The sequence below is a fragment of the Burkholderia cepacia genome, from assembly GCF_029962485.1.
Classification (GTDB): domain Bacteria; phylum Pseudomonadota; class Gammaproteobacteria; order Burkholderiales; family Burkholderiaceae; genus Burkholderia.
Genome location: NZ_CP073639.1, coordinates 666,191 through 683,878 on the forward strand (window position 1 = coordinate 666,191; position 17,688 = coordinate 683,878).

A 17,688-nucleotide genomic window follows, 5' to 3' on the forward strand; every position below is an offset into this window, starting at 1 on the left:
CTAATGAATTATTACCTTAATTCCCGCCCTTCCAAGGGCTTTAATCAAATCCGCAGACGGGCCACCTTGGCCCGTAACCGGGCTGGTATAGAAATTCCATGTTACTCCGTTAACAACACCGGATTTTAACAGCTCGGTGTCCTTCGCAACTTGAGCGATAGTTGTAGCGTCGTACGGCGTATACCCAACTTTTGCTTCATGAGCAACGTTAGCGGGAGTTAATTGGTCTACGACACGTAGCCCTTGACTTGTCTGAAATGCGACCTGAGATTGACCGCCGAGCGATTTCAGTGCATTTTCCCCAATCTGCCCAGTTGAACCGATGCCACTTGGCAAGTTAGGAGAAACGACTCGACTTACGCCGTCTGACCCCAGCGTATAGTAGTTACCGTTGCCACCAATAAATATCGAATTCCCATTGGCATCTACGGCACTCGTTCTTGTGTATGTCCCTCCTTGGGGCCCAGAGATAGTACCGTCCGTGTTAGAAGTGTAACCCTTCGGCAGCGTCGTTGGGTCACGACTGCTTTTCCCCGCATTCTGGCCAGACGTGTTGCCATCACCGTTACTTCCGGTCGCAAGCATCGGGGTGCCAGGCGAAACCAACGGTGGCGTAACAACACATCCGATTCCGGGAGAACAGGCGGCCGTCGGAGGCGTAACCACCGCTCCGCCTGTCGCTGGCGGATTACCATCGTTTGCCTGCACGAGTGGATTCGGGTCAGCCGGCGGTGTCTGTCCGTTGTTCGCTTGAACCAGTGATCCACCCCCCTTCACGGTCGAGGTCAGAGGCTGCGTCAGGCTCTGCACTGTCGAGCTTTTCCACGGCAGCAAGACCGCAAGAGCGAGATCGATTGCCGAACCAATTGCCCCGCCATTCTTCACGGCTGCAGCTGTATGGGTCGGACTTCCTGCGTCGTTGTTCAGCGCCTCGTTTTGAGCTGCCGTGGCACCGGCCATCGCGTTTTGACCCGCAAGGCCGGCGATGCCACCGCCTGTCCAGGTCGAAATCGCCGCCAGCATGGCCATCTGGCCTTGATCAAGCGCCGCGCCGCTCGGATCGATCACCCTCAACACATCCGGTGTCAGCGCGGCCGACACGGCCCCACCAATCGCACCGCCACCACACCCTTGGCCGATTGCTGCACCCGCAGCGCAGCCCAGCGCTGCATGCGCTGCCACGTACGCCGCACCTGTCAGCGTGCCGTCCTGATTCAGGTTACCTATCGTGTAGGCGATGGACGCCGCAGCATTCGTCGCTGCGCTGTTGCGCAAGTTCGTCAGGAAACTTCCGCCCTGCAAGGCCGTCTGGACCGTCGCTTGAAGCACCGATTCCGCCGCGATAGCGGCAATCGTCGTCGGCAGCGAACCTGCCGCCATGCCCGCCTGCGGCACCAACGTGTTCCCTACCGTCTGCACCCCGGCCAATGCGGCAAGACTGTTGTTCGATGCCGTCCACGACCACCCAGTCGCGCCGTTGCTAAACGTAATGCCGTTCGTCAGCCCCGCCGTCAGCGCTGCCGCACCGGCCGTCGTGAGCATGGATCCCAAGCTAAACGAACCGCCGCTGTTCAGCTGACTCATCGTGCTGTTCATCATGCCGGCAAATGCGGCCGACAACGCGACGTTCGCCGTGCCTGCGCCAACCGCCGCCGTCGTTACAGTCACTTCGGTCGCGCCAACCGCTATCGTCGTCGTTGTCGCCGGCACAGCCGCCGCAAACGTCGTCCCCGCCGTTGCAGACGCCGCCGCACCGATTGCCGCTGACGCCGCCATCCCCCCCATAATCGAGAGTCCGACCATCACCCCGGTCATGAAGACCTGGTCGAACCACGAGTCGCCGTCGAGAACCTGCGTATCGAGATGGTCGGTGACGGTCTGTTGCGTGAAGTTACCGCCAAGTTGGCTCTTCAGATTCGCCAGCATCGCCTGCGTGCCGGCCGTGTCGACCGCGCCATCCGCGCCGACTTTCTGGAGTGCTCCGCCGATCTGGTTCAGGCTTTGCACCTGCAAGTCGTAATTGGCGGCCGACATGAAGCCGCCTTGTTGCGCCACGGTGCCCGTGGTCTGCAACGCCACGCCTTCCGGCCCCTTCTGATAAATCGTGCCGATATCCGTCGAACGCTGTTCGTTGGTCAGCGAATCCGTGTTGACCGTCAGGTTCTGCGCCGTGACCGTGCCAGTATTCAGAATGCTGTTCGCGAAATTGAGCGTGACATTGGTGCCCGTGATTTCGCCGTCAGCGTTCACCTCCGCGAAGTTCTTCGGCAGCAGCACCTCAGGCATCAGCGCCTGCACCGTCGGACAGGCTGCGCCGCCGGTCGTGCTGCATCCCGGCTCCGGGACGGATTGCTCGACATACCAAAGCATCGGCGCGTTGATCTGCGCGAGTTGGGCATCGCTCAGCTTCGTGCCGAGCGCGACGTTGTTTTTCTCCGCATACTCGAGCGCCGCGCCGTACAACGCTGCCTTGTCCTGATTGTTGATCGACGCCTGGCTCGTGCTGTCGGTCGCACTCGTCGTGCTGTAGAAGCTGCCCTTGCCGATCGCCTGCAATGCTGCTTGCTCGATCAGCTGGTTTTCGGTGTACGGGTCGTAATAGAACGGCACGCTGCCCGGTTGCAGATTCGCGGGCAAATTCGCGATCAGCGAGGCCGACGAGAGCGAATCGACCACCTGGGCGGCAGGATTGCTGGTCAGGTAGCTCACGGTGGTCGTCGCACCCGCGATCGTCTTGACGGTGACGCTTTGCGGCGCCCCAGCGATGGGTGCCGACGCCGAGCCAGGCGACGCGCCTACCGGACGGGTCGTGACGGTGACCACCGGCGCGACCGGCTGACCGACCGTCTGCGCACCGATCGGCGTATTGGCCGGCAAACCGGTCATCCCGGTGACCGACGTCGGCCGGCCGTTTTGGTCCGTGACCAGCCCGGCACTGTTCACCGAACTCGCGATCGAACCCGGCAGCGTTGGCGGCGCCAGCGAAATCACCTGCCCCGAGACAACTGGTGGCGGCGTAAAGACGTTCGGGTTCGTGATTCCGTTGACGAGCGTCGAGCCCGTCAGCGTGATCGTTTGGCCGATTACGTTGCCGGTGTTGTTCAGCGTCGGCGAATGGACGCTCAAATTACCCGCCTGAATCGTACCCGGTACGAAATCGGGCAATCCGACGTTCGACGGCAGGCCCGACACAGCTTGTGCATCGCCAGGGTTGAACGCCCCGCCATACAGATTCTGGCAAGTCGACGCCATGCCCAGGCAGCCCCACGTTCGGTTGCCGACCGGATTACCAGTCCAGTACGCGTGCAGGTACTGGTTGTCGCTCGATGCACTTTGTGTCGCATTGATCGTCGCGGTATTCAGCGCCGTGACGAGACTGCCGGTGTTGCTGAACATCCCCGCTGTGATCGACAGGTCGTTGTTCGCCGTAATCGTGGACGGCGTAGCCGACTGCACCTCGACATACGCTTCGCAGTTCTGACCACAACCGCTATAGGGCGACGCCGAACCATAGTTCTGGTGGACCGCCACCGGCGCGGCAATCGTGTTCGTCACGCTTGCCGCGTTGATTTGCACGTTATGACCTGCCTCGATTGCGGCCGACGTGTTCGTCACACTGGCAGCCTGTGTCGTGTTCGCCGCAGTCGTGCCAGCACCGCCGATAACGACATCGTTCTTCGCAACCAAATTGCCGTAGGTGTTGCTGACCTGGTTGGCGGCAATGACGATGTCGTGGCCGGCCGTCACGTTGCTGTTGGTCTGCTGGTAGCTGTACGCCTCCGAGTTCGGGTTGGTCGTTCTCAGATTCGAGCAGCCGGCATTCGACACCCCCGACGCACACCCGGCCGTCACGGCCTTCGACCCGACATTCGATCCTTGATTCGTGAAGCTTGCCGCCTGAATCGTGACGTCATTGCCGGCCGCGAGCGTGCCGGTATTGGTCAGATTGCCGCCCGACAGATTCAGATTGTTCCCTGCAAGAATCTGCCCGACGGCGCCTTGCGTCGTGGCGGTCCTGATCGTCGTCTCCAGCGGCACCGTCCCCGGCGCGCTGATCGTATAGGTTGCCGGCGGCGTTGGGGTACCGACCAGGCAATATCCTCCCTCGCACTGATAGGTGCCACTCGGGTTCGCCGTGCCAGCCACGCCGATCGACCCGGATTTCTGCAGCGCCTGCAGCGACGTCAGGAACGCATTCAGCGACGCGCCATCGACCGTGTCGGTGACCGACGACGTGAAGCTCGAGCCACCGTTCTGGAGCTGCTGCACGTTCACGTTGACGTCGTGCCCCGCGCTTACGACGCCGCTCTGGTTATTGAGCGTGTTGGCCGTCAGGTTAAGGTCGTGCCCGGCCGCGATGACAGACGACGTCACGGTCGCACCGGTCGTGGTGGTGGTCTCGGTAACGGTCGGCAGGGTGAGGGATTGAACCGTCGTTGCACCAGAAACCGGCGTAGAAGGCGGCACGACAACCCACATGGCACCCTTGGGTGCATTACTCGTGGGTACCAGTGCAAACTGGACTGTTCCCGAGGACGCAACCGGTGGCGAGGCGTCGCCCCAGCCTTGATAGATCAGCCGCGCGCTGGAAATCGACCAGACGGTTGATTTTGTCGGCTGCTCGCCGCCGACCGACAGGAGCCCGCCGAGCGTCGCCGGCAAGTTTGCCTGCCCAAGCGTCAGCGTCCCACCGTCCTTGCCGACGTTATAGATCGCATAGACCAATTCCGAGCCGATCGGCGTGGCCATCAGCAACCCCGGATTGTCGACGGTCTTCGTGGTCGTGGTGGTCGTAACCGTTGCCGCAGCGGAGTTGTTAACGTTGTTTGCCGTGATCTTCAGATCGTTCGTCGCCGTCAGCGTACCTCCAGCGTTCCCGAGATCACCACTCAGATTGATCGTTGCGTTGCCACTACCGGCTGGGCTCTTGCTACCGCCTGCACTGGTCACCCCGTTCGAATTGTCGTAGCTCGTCCCGGCAATCGTCAGCGTATTGTCTGCGTGAACGGTACCGCTATTCGTACCCGAACCGTTGAGCGTCAGCGCATCGAGCGCCGCAACAGCGCCACCGGTCTGATTGGCGAGCGAGCCATTGATCGTCAGGTCGTTGCCATTGATCGCGCCGGTATTGCCGACAGCACCATTCAACGTCAGTGCGCCGATGCCTTGATTGATCGTGCCGGTGTTGTTGAAGCCCTGCGCGGTGGACACCGTGACGTTCGAACTCGGCAGTGTCCAGGTTCCCGAATTGTTGACCGATTGCGCCGACAGATTGACGCCACGGCGACTGTCGACCGTACCGAAGGTCGCCGCGGACGGATCCAACGTTTGGTTCGGCAGATTCAGCGCCGCGTTGTTCTGTCCATAAATCGTGCCGCCTGAATTGTTGAACGAACCGTTGCCCCCCGTCACCGTCACGGTCGTATTGCCCGTCGCAGCGGTCGGATTCGCAACATCACCGGCATACAACACACCCTTTTGGTTGCTCAGATTCGCCGTCGTGACGTTCAGCGCGTTCGTTGCCAGAAGGCTGCCCGAGTTGGTGACGCTACCGCTCGCCGTGACGTTCGTGGTAGGCCCATAGACGGAGCCGCTGTTCACGAGGTCCGTGGCATTGATCGTCGCGGTCTGTAGTGAGGACAGTGCACCCGAATTCGTGACGGTCGTACCCGACACATTCAGATTGCCGGCCGCCATTTGCGTACCGACGTTATTGACCATACCGCCCGCCAACGTCGCATCGCCCTTGAACGCAGCTGTGCCACCCGTCGTCAGGCTTTTCGTACCGGTGATCTGCGTCGCGCCGCCGACCACCGCGTTTGCGGTCGTCACGTTCGCACCCGAAAGCGTCGCGTTGCCGCCAACGGACAGCGCCGGCGCATTCGCGTCGAACTGCGCATTGAGTTGCCCTGCGGACGTATCGAGCGCGTTACTCGCGATAGCCGTGAGATTCCCGCCAACCGAGACACCCTGCGTCGTGATGTTCGTCGCTGCGAGCGTTGCGTTCTTCGAGACGGTCGTCTGGCCGTTGAGCGCCAGGTTCTGGCCTGCGTTCAGCGCCGCGTTGCCAGCAGTCGAGACTGCGCCGGCCGCCGTCAGATTGCCCGACTTCGCGTTGACCGACAGATCCCCGAGGCTCTTGACGCTGCCCTGGGTATTGACGTCCGTGCCCGCCGTGATCGTCGTCGCCCCGCCCGCCAGCGCATCGCCAGTCAACGTTACGGCGCCGTTCGTCGCCGTCAGTGTGCTGGTACCGACAGCCGTGGTCGCGCCGACCGACAGGTTGTTACCTGCCGTCGCCGTCAGATTGTTGCCGGTCTGGACCGTACCGCTGATGCCGATATTGTTTCCAGCCTTCAGTGTCGTGTCGTTCGCGACGCCGATCGCGCCGGTGCCATTGATGTCGCGCCCAGCTGTCACACTCGCATTGCCGGAATTGCCGACCTCGAGACCACCGTTCAGGTTGGCGTCACGCGCGGCCGCAATCGTCGAGTTCTGGCCGCTTTGCACGGTCCCGGCAACCGAGGCATCCTGTCCCGCGTTGATGTTCAACGTGCCAGGGGTCGATACCGTGCCTGCCACCGCGACGTTGCCTGCAGTCGATCCAATCTGCGCGTTGCCGCCGCTATAGACCGTACCGCCCAAATTCACGCCCTGCTGGCCACTCGCATTCAGCGCGCCCGTCGACACTACGTTCCCTGACGTGCTCAAGGTGCCGCCGTTCGCCGCGAGCGTCATGTCGCCAACGGATGCGGCCGCCGCCTTGATGCTGGTGTTTCCGTCAGACGTGACGCTCAAGTTCCCGCCGCTCGTTACGCTCCCGGCCAGCGTCGTATCTTGCCCTGCCTGGATCGTAACGGCGCCCGGCGCTGCAACGGTGCCACCAAAGCTGGCGTTAGTACCCGCCGCCGCACTGATTGTGCGGCCGCTCTGCACGGCACCGTTCAGCGCGATTGCTTGCCCGGCGGCCAGATTGACCGCGCCTTGAGACGACGTGACGTTGCCTTGCCCCGTCAGCGAACCGGCTCGCGCGGTAATCGATACCGGGCCTTGTGCCTGCGCCGTGCCACCAATCGAGGCGTTCTGGCCAGCACTGACAGCCAGTGCACCATTGGACTGAGCACTACCGTTCACGGTCGCCGAGCCGGTTCGCGCTGTGATCGTCGTGTCGCCCACTGATGCGACCGTGCCGCTCACGCTGGCGCCGCGGCCGGCCGTCATCGAAACCGTGCTGCCACCGGTCAAACTGCCCGTTTCCGTCGCATCGCGACCGGCCGTGATCGAGATCGCACCCGGCGCCGATACGTTCGCGAGCGTTGCATCCTGCCCAGCCGTCGCGGTGACCGCCCCACCGCTTTGCACCGCACCGCTATACGCGATGTTCTGGCTCGCCGAAAGCGCAACGTTACCCGTCGTCGTGCCGATCGCGCCAGTCCCGGTCAGGTTGCCGTTCGCCGCCGCAAGCGTCGCGTCGTGGGTCGTTGTCAGCGCGCCGTTGACGGCCACATTGCCGCCGGACACGTTTGCGGTCGCGGCCTGCGTTTGCCCGCCAAGCGTCGTGGTGCCGCCGGACTGAACCGTCAGCGTGCCTGGCGTTACCGCGGTGCCGGAGATTGTCGCGTCGCCGGCGCTCGCGGTGACGGTCAACGGGCCCTGCGCTGAGACATTGCCGCCTACGACCGCGTCCTGTCCAGCCGTCACCGAGAGTGCCGCGTTGCTGATCGCGCTGCCCGCGATTTGCGCGGTGCCCGTGGTCGCCGCAATCGACGTCTTGTCGACGCCCGATACGGCACCGTTCACGCTCGCATTGCGTCCACCCGTCAGCGCGACCGTGCTGCCGCCTTGAACGGCACCGTTCACCGTCAGATCGCGTCCGGCCTTGGCCGAGATCACGCCGGGCGCACTCAACCCACCGACTGTCAGGTCGCCATTCGTCGCCTGCAACGCAACGTCGTGCGCGGACAGCGAGCCGATCGACATCGCCTGTCCGGCGGTCAGGTTCGCCGAACCGTTTGCCGCGACTGACTCAGCGTTTAAATTGCCGCCGGCATTCATCGATACGTTCTGCCCGGCCGACACCGAGCCGGTCCCGTTGATGTCGCCGTCGGCGTTGACCGTGTAATTCTGGTTGGCGAGTCCCGTACCGCTGATCGTCGTGTTGCCCGCACTCGTCAGGCTGACGTTCTGGCTGGCAAACGTTTGACCGACCGTGACGTCGCCGTTCGAATTGACAACGACGTTGCCCGCCGTCGCGGTCAACGGGCCTTGCATGTTGGCGCCAAGGCCCGCCGCGGTTTGGACGATATAAACTTGCCCTGCCGTGACCGATCCGAACTGGTTCGCGTCGATCGCCAGGCCGTTCGGTGTCTGAATGGCCGTGACGTTGTTCGGCAGACCGTTAGCAGCAATACCGTACGCGGTGCCGGTATTGCCCGTCGTGGTCGGAGTAACGAGCTGGTTGCCCGTCACGACGTTGATTCGTTGATCCGCGCGGATCGGGGCCGCCAGCGTCACCGTTTGCCCGATCAGGTCGATATTCCCGACAGTCCCTTCGATCCCTGCTCCCGGCCCGTTTACGCCTGCCGGCCCGTTGATCGAAATGTTGCCGGACCGAACGTCGTATGCGACTGCACCCGCGTGCGCAAAGTCGGTCGAGGTGCCGCCGACGCCCGTGATGAATTGCGGCGTGCCCGTGGTCAGCGTGAGATTCGGGATATTCGTGAGCGACAAACCGTTTGCCGATATCCCGCCAGGAGCCGCAATCACGATCGGCGCCGCAGCGCCGAAGGTTTCGAGCGGCCCATTCAGTACTGCGATATTGTTCGACGTGACCTGGTTGATGATCAACGACGCTGGTCGGCCGTTCAGATTCGGGTTCGCGCCAAGCGAACCGCCCAGCAGAGGCGTACCCGGAATCGTGCTGTTATTCAGCACGAGGCCTTCGGGTCCTACGTTGAACGACTGATACTGTCCGAGACTCACACCATTGGAGTTCGGAGCCGGAATATTGATGGCGGGGACGCCCGAGCTAGTCGCGGTCACCGTCGGCTGAAACGGGATCGGTGCACGCGGATCGATGATCGGCGCAGCATGCGCAGTCTGGTCGACCAGAAGCATGGCGGGGCTGAGATACATCACGACCGACATGACCCATGCGGTTGCCTTGACCCAAAGCGCATGCTCTTCGCTTTTCAGCGAAGCTTGACCTAAGATAATTTTCTGTTTGGCCGTTCCCCGTTGAACGTGCCGAAACACGACATCGCGCGTCTTGCGGCGCATGGTTGGTCTCTCTCGGAATTTTCGACAGATGCTCGCACAGCCAAAACCGAAAGATGGTCAACCATTGTCATGGCTTGGGCTGCTGATGCATCAATGCTTATAGACCGCATCTGGTCCGTTTCGTTATTAAGTATCAGCAATGATGCAATCACATCAATGTCACGTCATTCGATTGTTTTTTAGATTTTATTATTCCAATAATTATCCGATCTCGCCCGACAAGCGCCGAATCCCCTTCCGCCAAGCCTCTCATGCCGATGACACAAAACTGGTCGCCGGACGAGTCAGTGACGTCAAACTTTGAATAAGGTTAAAAACCGTTTCCGTCTACCGAGATTATTTTGACGGACAATGCGTTATTGAGAGGCAATCGTCGCGCGCAGCAAGGGATAGCACGCAAAACCCCATTCAATCAGCACATGGGATGCCCGGGATTAAGCGGGCGGATTGTCGGGTTCTGCAGACGCGTTGTTGACTTTCCCGTGGCATCAGCCATGCAATCGATGGCGATTCGGTATCGGTGCAGATTCACGCTTGAACTTGCCACCGACGATTTGCGCCGCATCCCGGCGCAATCGATGCATGAAACGACCCGCAAAAACGCCCGCGGCGCCGGACAACCCAGGTCGTCCGGCGCCGCAGTCATGCGAAGCAAGCTACGATCAGAACACCGCGTGCCCGCTGATCAGGCTCGGCAGCCAGGTCGAGAAGAACGGCAGGTACGTGACGATATTGATCGCACTGAAGATCGCGAGGTAGTACGGCCACGCCATCTTCGTGGTCTCTCCGATCGACACGTTGCCGATCGCGCAGCCGACGAACTGCACCGATCCGATCGGCGGGTGCACGAGGCCGAGCGAGCAGTTCAGCAGCAGCATGATCCCGAACTGCACCGGCCCGACGCCGCACGCCATCGCGATCGGCAGGAACAGCGGCGTCGTGATCAGGATGTGCGCTGCCATGTCGACGAACGTGCCGAGAAACACCTGGATGATGTTGATGTACAGCAGCATCAGCCACGGCGCGGCGGTCGACTGCTTGAGCAGCCCTTCGATCGCATCCGGAATCTCCAGGTACGACATCTGGAAGCGCAGCATGTTGGACACCGCGATCAGCAGCAGCACGACGCCTGTCGTGCGCGCCGCATGCGACAGCGCACGGCGCAGCTTCTCGGCCGTCAGCGTGCGGTAGACGACCGCGGTCAGCACGAGCGAGTACACGACGGCGATCGCGGCAGCTTCGGTCGCGGTCGCGATCCCCTTCGCGACGCACACGAGGATGATCGCGATCACCATCAGGCCGGGCACCGCACCGACGAAGCTGCGCAGCACCGCATACCAGCCGGGGAACTTCGGCAGCGCGGACGAACCGTCCTCACGGCGCGGATAGCCGTGGCGCACGGCCTGCCAGTACGCGGCGGCGAGCACGAAGCCCATCACCCACAACACCGGCAGCAGCCCCGAGAACAGCAGGTCGCCGATCGACACGCCGCTCACCGGCTGGCCGTGCAGCATCCCGGTGATCCCCTGCGCGGCGAACGCGTAGATGATCATGTTGGTCGACGTCGGCATCAGTGCGCCAGCGAGCGATGCGTGCGTCGTCACGTTGACCGCGTACGCGGCGCTGTAGCCTTCGCGCTTCATCAGCGGAATCACCACGCCGCCCATCGCGGACGTATCGGCGGTCGGCGAACCCGACACGCCGCCGAACAGCGTACACGCGACGACGTTCGCCATCCCGAGGCCGCCACGGAAGTGGCCAACGGTCGCCTGCGCGAAGCGCAGGATCCGGTCCGCGATGCCGCCGTGCAGCATCAGTTCGCCGGAGAAGATGAAGAACGGCACCGCGAGGAACGAGAACGCGTTCATCCCCGAGATCATCGCCTGCATCGCGGTCGCGATCGGCAGGCCTTCGACCATGTAGGTCAACACGCAGGCTATGCCGAGCGCGAACGACACGGGCACGCCGAGTACGAGAAAAATCAGAAAACTGACGGACAGGATCGCGAGTTCCATGGCGTTATTGTCCCGACGAAGAACGACGAAGCGCGAGCAGGTGCTCGAGCGAGAAGAGAATGATGGCGATCGCCGCGGGTATCGCGATCAGGTAGCGCACGCCTTCGGGCAGCCCGATGATCGGGATGCGGTCGCCCATCGTCTCGGCGGCCATGCTGCCGCAGCCGGCGATGATCATGATCGCGAACGCGATCAGGCTCAGGTGCTGGATCGCGATGACCACGTTGCGCGATTTCGGCGGCAGCCGGCGCACGAGCGAGTCGAGGCCGATATGGCCGCCGTCGCGCACCTTCATCGCCGCGCCGAACATCGCGATCACGATCACGAGCAGCAGCGCGATCGGCTCGACGAAATCCGGTGCATTCTCGAACACGTAGCGCATCACGACCGCGTAGAACACCAGCACCGTGAGCACCGCGAGACACGCCGACGCGATCACGGCCAGCACGCGGAACAACACGTCGTTCACGCAATGCAGGAACGGCGCGGCATGCGGCCGCGCCAGCGCCGCGCCGTCCGGGGCGGCGGCCGACGAACCCGCGGCCGCCGCGCTGTTCAGGGAAGTGCGACGCGTCACTTGGTGGCCTCGATCTCGTCGACGATCTGCTTCATCTGCGGCGTCTTTTCATACTTCGTCCACAGCGGCTGCATCGCCTTCACGAACGCCGCGCGGTCGATCTGCGCGGCCGGCAGGATCTTCGCGCCGCCCTTCGTCACCAGCTGCTGCGCGGATGCCTCGCGCGCGGTCCACAGCTTCTGGTAGTACGGCACCGAATCGGCCGCGGCCTTCTTGATCGCGGCCTGCTCCTGCGGCGACAGCGTGTCCCACACCTTCTTCGAGAACACCAGCACTTCCGGCGTCATCGCGTGCTGCGTTTCCGAGTAATCGGGCGCCACTTCGTAGTGCTTGGTTTCCTCGTACGACGGCATGTTGTTTTCCGCCGCGTCGACGAGGCCCGTCTTCAGCCCCGTATACACCTCGGCGAACGGCATCGGCGTCGGCGTGCCGCCCATCGCCTTGATCTCGTCGACCATCAGGTCGGACGGCTGCACGCGCACCTTCAGCCCCTTCATGTCGGCCGGCGAGCGCACCGGGCGCTTCGCGTAGATCGAGCGCGCGCCGCTCTCGTAGAACGTCAGCGCGATCATCCCCTTCGCGGTGAACGCATCGAGGATCTTCTGGCCGGCCGGGCCGTACATCGCCTTGCGGAAATGGTCGACGTCGCGGAACAGGAACGGGAACGACGGGATCAGCGATTCCGGCACGATCTCGTTGAACGACGCACCGTTCACGCGCGCCATGTCGATCGCACCGATCCGCACCTGGTCGACCGTGTCCTTCTCGGAGCCCAGCGCGCTGTTGCCGAACACCTTGATCGAATCCTTGCCGCCCGTCTGCTTCGACAGTTCGTCGCCCATGAACTTCACGGCCATGTTGGTCGGGAAGTTGTCGCCGTGCACGTCCGCCGAGCGGAACACGCGCGCCTGCGCGGACATCGCAAAGCCGGCCATCAGCGCGACGGCCAGAACGGTACGGGAGCCGGTGAATCGGTGCTTCATGGTGAGTCTCCTTGATGGTCGATCGTTGTTGTGCAGCGATCCGTCGGCAGGCACATGCGTCGGCGAGACGCTCCGCTGAATCGCAGAGTCATACGTCGTATGACGTGTTGAGCGAATGTACGTCGGTTAATCGTTTAACTCACTTGGTGCATACCCCTATGACCGCCGTCACCAAGGGTTTGGGGCGAAATTTGGGGAATCTCTTTCTCTGTTCAGGCGATTTTCAGCGAAACGTTTTCCGACGACCGATCCGCTTTCGCTCCGGACGGCCGTGCAGCCGCCTTTCGCGATGCCGGACAGCCGGCTTTCACGTTGCTTGATTTTGTTATAGGATGACTGACCACAACTCGCCAGCGTCGACGCAATGCCCATGCGTCGGTCCTGGCAACGGCCAGCAGGGAATCCGCAGGCGCAAGCGCCTGCCGCGCCGTCACGTCTGCATGACCAGCGACGTCAGTTGCGCCGCGCGCGTGACGTCGGTCTTCGCGTAGATCGCCTTGATCTGCGTCCGGATCGTGCCGATCGACACGCCGCGCAGCGCCGCGCATTCCTGCGGCGAGCGCCCGTCGCAGCACAGCAGCACGGCGAGCTCGGCTTCGGCCGACGACAGGCCGTAGAACACGCGCAGCCGCTGCGCGCGCGCCGCCGGCGAGCACAGGTCGGCGGCCGTCATCAACGCCGTGACGCCGGGCCGTTCGCGCACGAGGCGCGACTGCTCGGGAACCGGCATCAGTGCGAGCGACAGCGGTTCGCCGGTCGCACGCCGCAGCAACAGCCCGCCGCGCGCGAATGCGTGCCGCCATTGCGCATCGTCGATGCAGCCTTCCGGCGCGAAACGGCCGTTCACGACCCGCAGTGCCGGCTCCGCCGCGATCAGTTGATCGGCCGCGCGGTTCGTATAGCGCAATTCGCGTTGCGCACCGAGCAGGAACACCGGCACCGGAATCGCATCGAGCGCCGACTCCGCCGCGGCCACGCGCGCCTCGAGTTCGCCGATGCGCGCCTGGATCCGCAGCGCGCGGCTGATGTGCGTGCCCATGATTTCGATGGCGCGGCGCTGCTCGTCGGACAGGCCTTGCGAGTCGGGGCCGCCCTGGACGCTGAGGAATGCGCCGGTGCCCTCGCCGCGATGGATGTACAGGCCCGAGATGCTGCCGAGCCCGAACGGGCGCAGGAACTCCTGGTAGAACACGCTGTGTGTGCGCTGGTGCGCGGACAGGTGCTTGACGTCCTCGAACCAGCGGCCCGCCGGCCAGTTGCCGGCGACCGGCACGACCGGGTCGTACCGGTAGAACTCGGTGTTGTAGGTGCCGTAGCACTCGGCGACCCATGATTCGTCGTCGCCCGCCGCCTGCTCGATCGCCGGCACCCTCGCCGCTTCGTCGAATGACAGCAGCGTGACCATGCGCACGCCGACCGACGATCGCAGCCCGTCCAGCACCGCTTCCCATCGTTGATCGCCCAGTGCCGCGGCGTAGAGGTCGTCGACCCACGCCGATGGAATCAATCCGTTCAGTTGCATCTGGCTACCCCGCGCCGTGCGTTTTTTGTCGAACGTCTTCAGCGCATCTTACTCAATGAACGAGATCGTTCAAATTATCCGTGTGAGTTTGGTTCGAAATACCACGTTTGTTACCGTTTCTCGTCTGATGTATGGGTCATTCCCGACACGAAAACGCAATCGACGTGGGCACGTACCATGTCGCGGCCGGCTTTTCATCCGGATCAGGGTATGCCATGATGCAGCGCATGACGATCCGAAACGCCACGCCCTCGCTGCACCATCACCACGGCCGCCCTCCATTGCGCCGTGGTTCGTTTCGCATCTAGTCATTGCATCGGGCAGCGTCCCGGTCAAGACCACAACCAAGGCGCCTCCGGCGCCTTTTTTGTTTTCTGCCGCCTGAAAAACCTGCTGTGCCGCCCCATCGATCACGTACGGAGTGTTTTCAATGCAACAACCGTGGAAAGACATTGCCCTGTCGGATTTGCCGCTCCGGGAGGACCTCAGGTTGCAGCACGCGTACGGGGCGCCGCAGCTCGACGTGCCGGTCTGCCTGAACGTCAACGAGAATCCGTATCCGCCGTCGCCGGCGCTCGTCGAGCGCATCGCGACCGCGGTGGCCGATGCGGCGCGCGACGCGAACCGCTATCCCGACCGCGACTTCGCCGAATTGCGATCGCATCTCGCCGCCTACCTGACGCACGACACCGGCGTGCCGGTCGACGCGGCCAGCGTCTGGGCAGCCAACGGTTCGAACGAGGTGATCCAGCAGATCCTGCAGGCGTTCGGCGGCCCGGGGCGCTCGGCGCTGGCCTTTACGCCCGCGTATCCGATGTATGACGAATACTGCCGGACAACTTTCACGCGCCTGCATACGTTGCCGCGCACCGGGGATTTCACGCTGGATCTGGATCAGGCGCTCGACAGCATCCGCGAACACCGGCCGAGCGTGATCCTGCTGACCTCACCGAACAACCCGACGGGGACCGCGCTGCCGCTCGACGAGATCCGCGCGATCGTCGACCTCGCGCCGGGCGTGGTCGTCGTCGACGAAGCCTATGCGGAATTCCGGCGCCACGGCGTCCGCAGCGCGGTAACGCTGCTGCCCGACCATCCGCGGCTGATCGTGACTCGCACGCTGAGCAAGGCGTTCAAGTTCGCGGGCGGGCGCGTCGGGTATTGCGCATGCGCGCCGGCGATCGTGGACGCGCTGAAGCTGGTTCGCCTGCCGTATCACCTGTCCGCGCTGACGCAGGCGGCCGCCTGCGCGGCGCTGGTCGCGCGTGACGAGATGCTGTCGCAGGTCGACGCGATCAAGGCCGAGCGCGACGCAACCGTTTGCTGGCTGCGCGGCCTGGGCCTCACGGTGGCCGATTCGGACGCCAACTTCGTGATGTTCGGCAAGTTCGCGGATCGCCACCGGATCTGGAGCCGACTCCTGCGCCACGGCGTTCTGATTCGCGAGTCCGGGCCGCCCGAGTACCTTCGTGTGTCGATCGGCACCGCGGCGGAGATGGCCGCGTTTCGCGCGGCGCTGCTTGACGTGATGGCGCCCGGGTGAGCAACGGGCAAGACGGAAACGATCGACGACGCCATGGAATGAGTGTCGACGCCCGATCCGACGATGTCCTTACTTTATCGTCGCGAGTCGCGATTCCAGCTCGTCGATCTTCGCGAGCACGGCTTCGCCGAGCTTCCTGACGTGACGCGGCACGTCGGGCGCCAACATCAGCTCCTCGAGGCGCCCGCGCCAGTAACTCGGATGCCTGACGCGCCCGGCGCCCGACATCGACACGTCGTCAGCGACCGTGTCGCTGTCCAGGAGAGCCACCATTCTCTGGATGTGAGAGAGCTCTCGTTCCACATAGTCTCTTGCCAGCATATTGATTGAAATTCCCCGAAATACGACATCAGGCCTTCCGTCATCAACGCGCCATCGTGTCGCGGCGCCAACGACGCGACGCTCACACTGTGCGTCATCGTACGCAGCGGCTGTGTCAGTCAACTGCGCGGACGATCGCGGCAATCGACTTTCAATGGCAGGCCTGTTCGTTTGTTTTCGTTACACCCGGTCCCCTGTGCCCTGCTGCCCATCGTAGGCGCACCGGCCCGCGCCGGCATCCCCAAAAGTGGGGATATTGGCCGAAATCGGGAAAGGGGTGGTTTCCGGAAATTTCGGGCGCTGGGTGGCCTACCGTCGATAAGACGGCGGCGCGAGTTCGACTGGATCGGGGTTCAGGCGCACCCACGCAACGGCAAGCCGGCACAGTTGCGCCGGATCGCCCGCCTGGCGCTTGACGTCCTGCACGACAGCGTCCACATCAGACAAATCGGCTGCCGGCAGCGACGTGCCGGTACGCACGATTGATGCGAACGCATCGGCCATCTTCCGGAAGTCCGCGTCCCAGTTGCCGCCGCCGTTGTGATCGAGCTCATGCGCGATGCGGCCCGCGATCCGGACGAGCTCGCCCTGCACCGTCGCCGCTTGCCCGGTTCCCGGCACCAGTTGCGTCCACAAGGCCTGGTGTTGCGCCTGCCACGTGCCGTCCGCGACGACGATCGGCGACCGGCCGTCATGCAGTTGGCGGCGCGGCACCGGCCGCACGTCGAACAACGCATAGAGCCGGTCCAGCGCGGCGCTGGCCGCGTCGACGGTCTCCGGATTGAATCGCTCGCGCATGAACTCGAAGCGCTCGCCGATCGCCGTGACGCAAGCCGGCATCGATGGCGTCTTCGCCGCGCCGGCGCCGAGCAGCACGTCGGCGAGCGCCACCATGTGTTCCAGATCCGCATTCCCGCAGGTACGCAGCGCACGCTCGAGCGGCGTGTGCCCGTCCCGGTTCAATGCGTCGACGCGCGCGCCGTGCTCCAGCAGCAGCCGCGCGGACAGCGCATGGCGCGAATCGGCCGCCGCGTGCAGCGCGGTGCCGATCGACGCGCCGCCATCGTGAACGTCCGCACCCAGTTCGAACAGCACGTCGAAGCGGCTGCGCCGGCTTCGGGCGCGCGCGTGCAGCGCCGTGTTGCCGTACGCGTCGGCCGCACCGATGTCCGCGCCCTGTGCGACAAGCCAGCGTGCGAGATCGTCAGGACACCGGTCGAACGACAGCGCGGTCCGCTTGCTCGACCCGCCGCGCGCATTCACGTCGCAGGTGTCGAACACCGCCTGCAGCTTTGCAAGGTCGCCCTCGTCGAGCAGTACGTCGAAGTCCTTCGGCAGCAGTTTCTTTTTTGCTTTCGGCATGGCGGGCCTCCTGCCTTCGAACGTGCGCGTATCGTCGGCATTTCGTCAATGTGATAAACCGGCCTGACATCCGCTGCGGGCGCGCG

At 63.5% G+C, this 17,688-nt stretch carries 8 protein-coding genes; 1 reads left to right on the forward strand and 7 read right to left on the reverse strand.

Annotation, left to right across the window (positions count from 1 at the left end; genetic code table 11):
- The 5 genes from KEC55_RS34045 to KEC55_RS34065 all read right to left on the reverse strand — a co-directional run bounded on the left by KEC55_RS34045 (position 1) and on the right by KEC55_RS34065 (position 14,376).
- Positions 1 to 9,279: a filamentous hemagglutinin N-terminal domain-containing protein gene (locus KEC55_RS34045; RefSeq protein ID WP_282511896.1), complete on the reverse strand. Its 9,279-nt coding sequence runs from the start codon at positions 9,277 to 9,279 to the stop codon at positions 1 to 3.
- Positions 9,280 to 9,941: 662 nt separating this feature from the next.
- Positions 9,942 to 11,294 carry a TRAP transporter large permease gene (locus tag KEC55_RS34050; RefSeq protein ID WP_176046541.1) on the reverse strand — a complete coding sequence of 451 codons (1,353 nt, stop codon included), beginning with the start codon at positions 11,292 to 11,294 and terminating at the stop codon, positions 9,942 to 9,944.
- A gap of 4 nt (positions 11,295 to 11,298) precedes the next feature.
- Positions 11,299 to 11,871, reverse strand: coding sequence for a TRAP transporter small permease (locus tag KEC55_RS34055; protein ID WP_282511900.1), 573 nt, complete (start codon positions 11,869 to 11,871; stop codon positions 11,299 to 11,301).
- Positions 11,868 to 12,854, reverse strand: coding sequence for a TRAP transporter substrate-binding protein (locus KEC55_RS34060; protein ID WP_176046543.1), 987 nt, complete (start codon positions 12,852 to 12,854; stop codon positions 11,868 to 11,870). The genes KEC55_RS34055 and KEC55_RS34060 overlap by 4 nt, the downstream gene beginning before the upstream one ends.
- Before the next feature lie 430 nt (positions 12,855 to 13,284).
- Positions 13,285 to 14,376 (reverse strand): helix-turn-helix transcriptional regulator, encoded by a 1,092-nt coding sequence (locus KEC55_RS34065; protein WP_282511903.1) that lies wholly within the window; start codon positions 14,374 to 14,376, stop codon positions 13,285 to 13,287.
- Positions 14,377 to 14,806: 430 nt separating this feature from the next.
- Here KEC55_RS34065 and KEC55_RS34070 point away from each other — a divergent pair, with 430 nt between their 5' ends.
- Positions 14,807 to 15,919, forward strand: coding sequence for a histidinol-phosphate transaminase (locus KEC55_RS34070; protein WP_282511905.1), 1,113 nt, complete (start codon positions 14,807 to 14,809; stop codon positions 15,917 to 15,919).
- 69 nt (positions 15,920 to 15,988) lie between these two features.
- Here the strand turns inward: KEC55_RS34070 and KEC55_RS34075 are convergent, their stop codons facing one another.
- Together KEC55_RS34075 and KEC55_RS34080 are read right to left on the reverse strand one after the other, a co-directional pair.
- Complete coding sequence (locus tag KEC55_RS34075) at positions 15,989 to 16,240, reverse strand: hypothetical protein (RefSeq protein ID WP_282511907.1); 252 nt, start codon at positions 16,238 to 16,240, stop codon at positions 15,989 to 15,991.
- Positions 16,241 to 16,549: 309 nt separating this feature from the next.
- Complete coding sequence (locus KEC55_RS34080) at positions 16,550 to 17,602, reverse strand: ankyrin repeat domain-containing protein (RefSeq protein ID WP_282511909.1); 1,053 nt, start codon at positions 17,600 to 17,602, stop codon at positions 16,550 to 16,552.
- Positions 17,603 to 17,688: the final 86 nt, after the last annotated feature.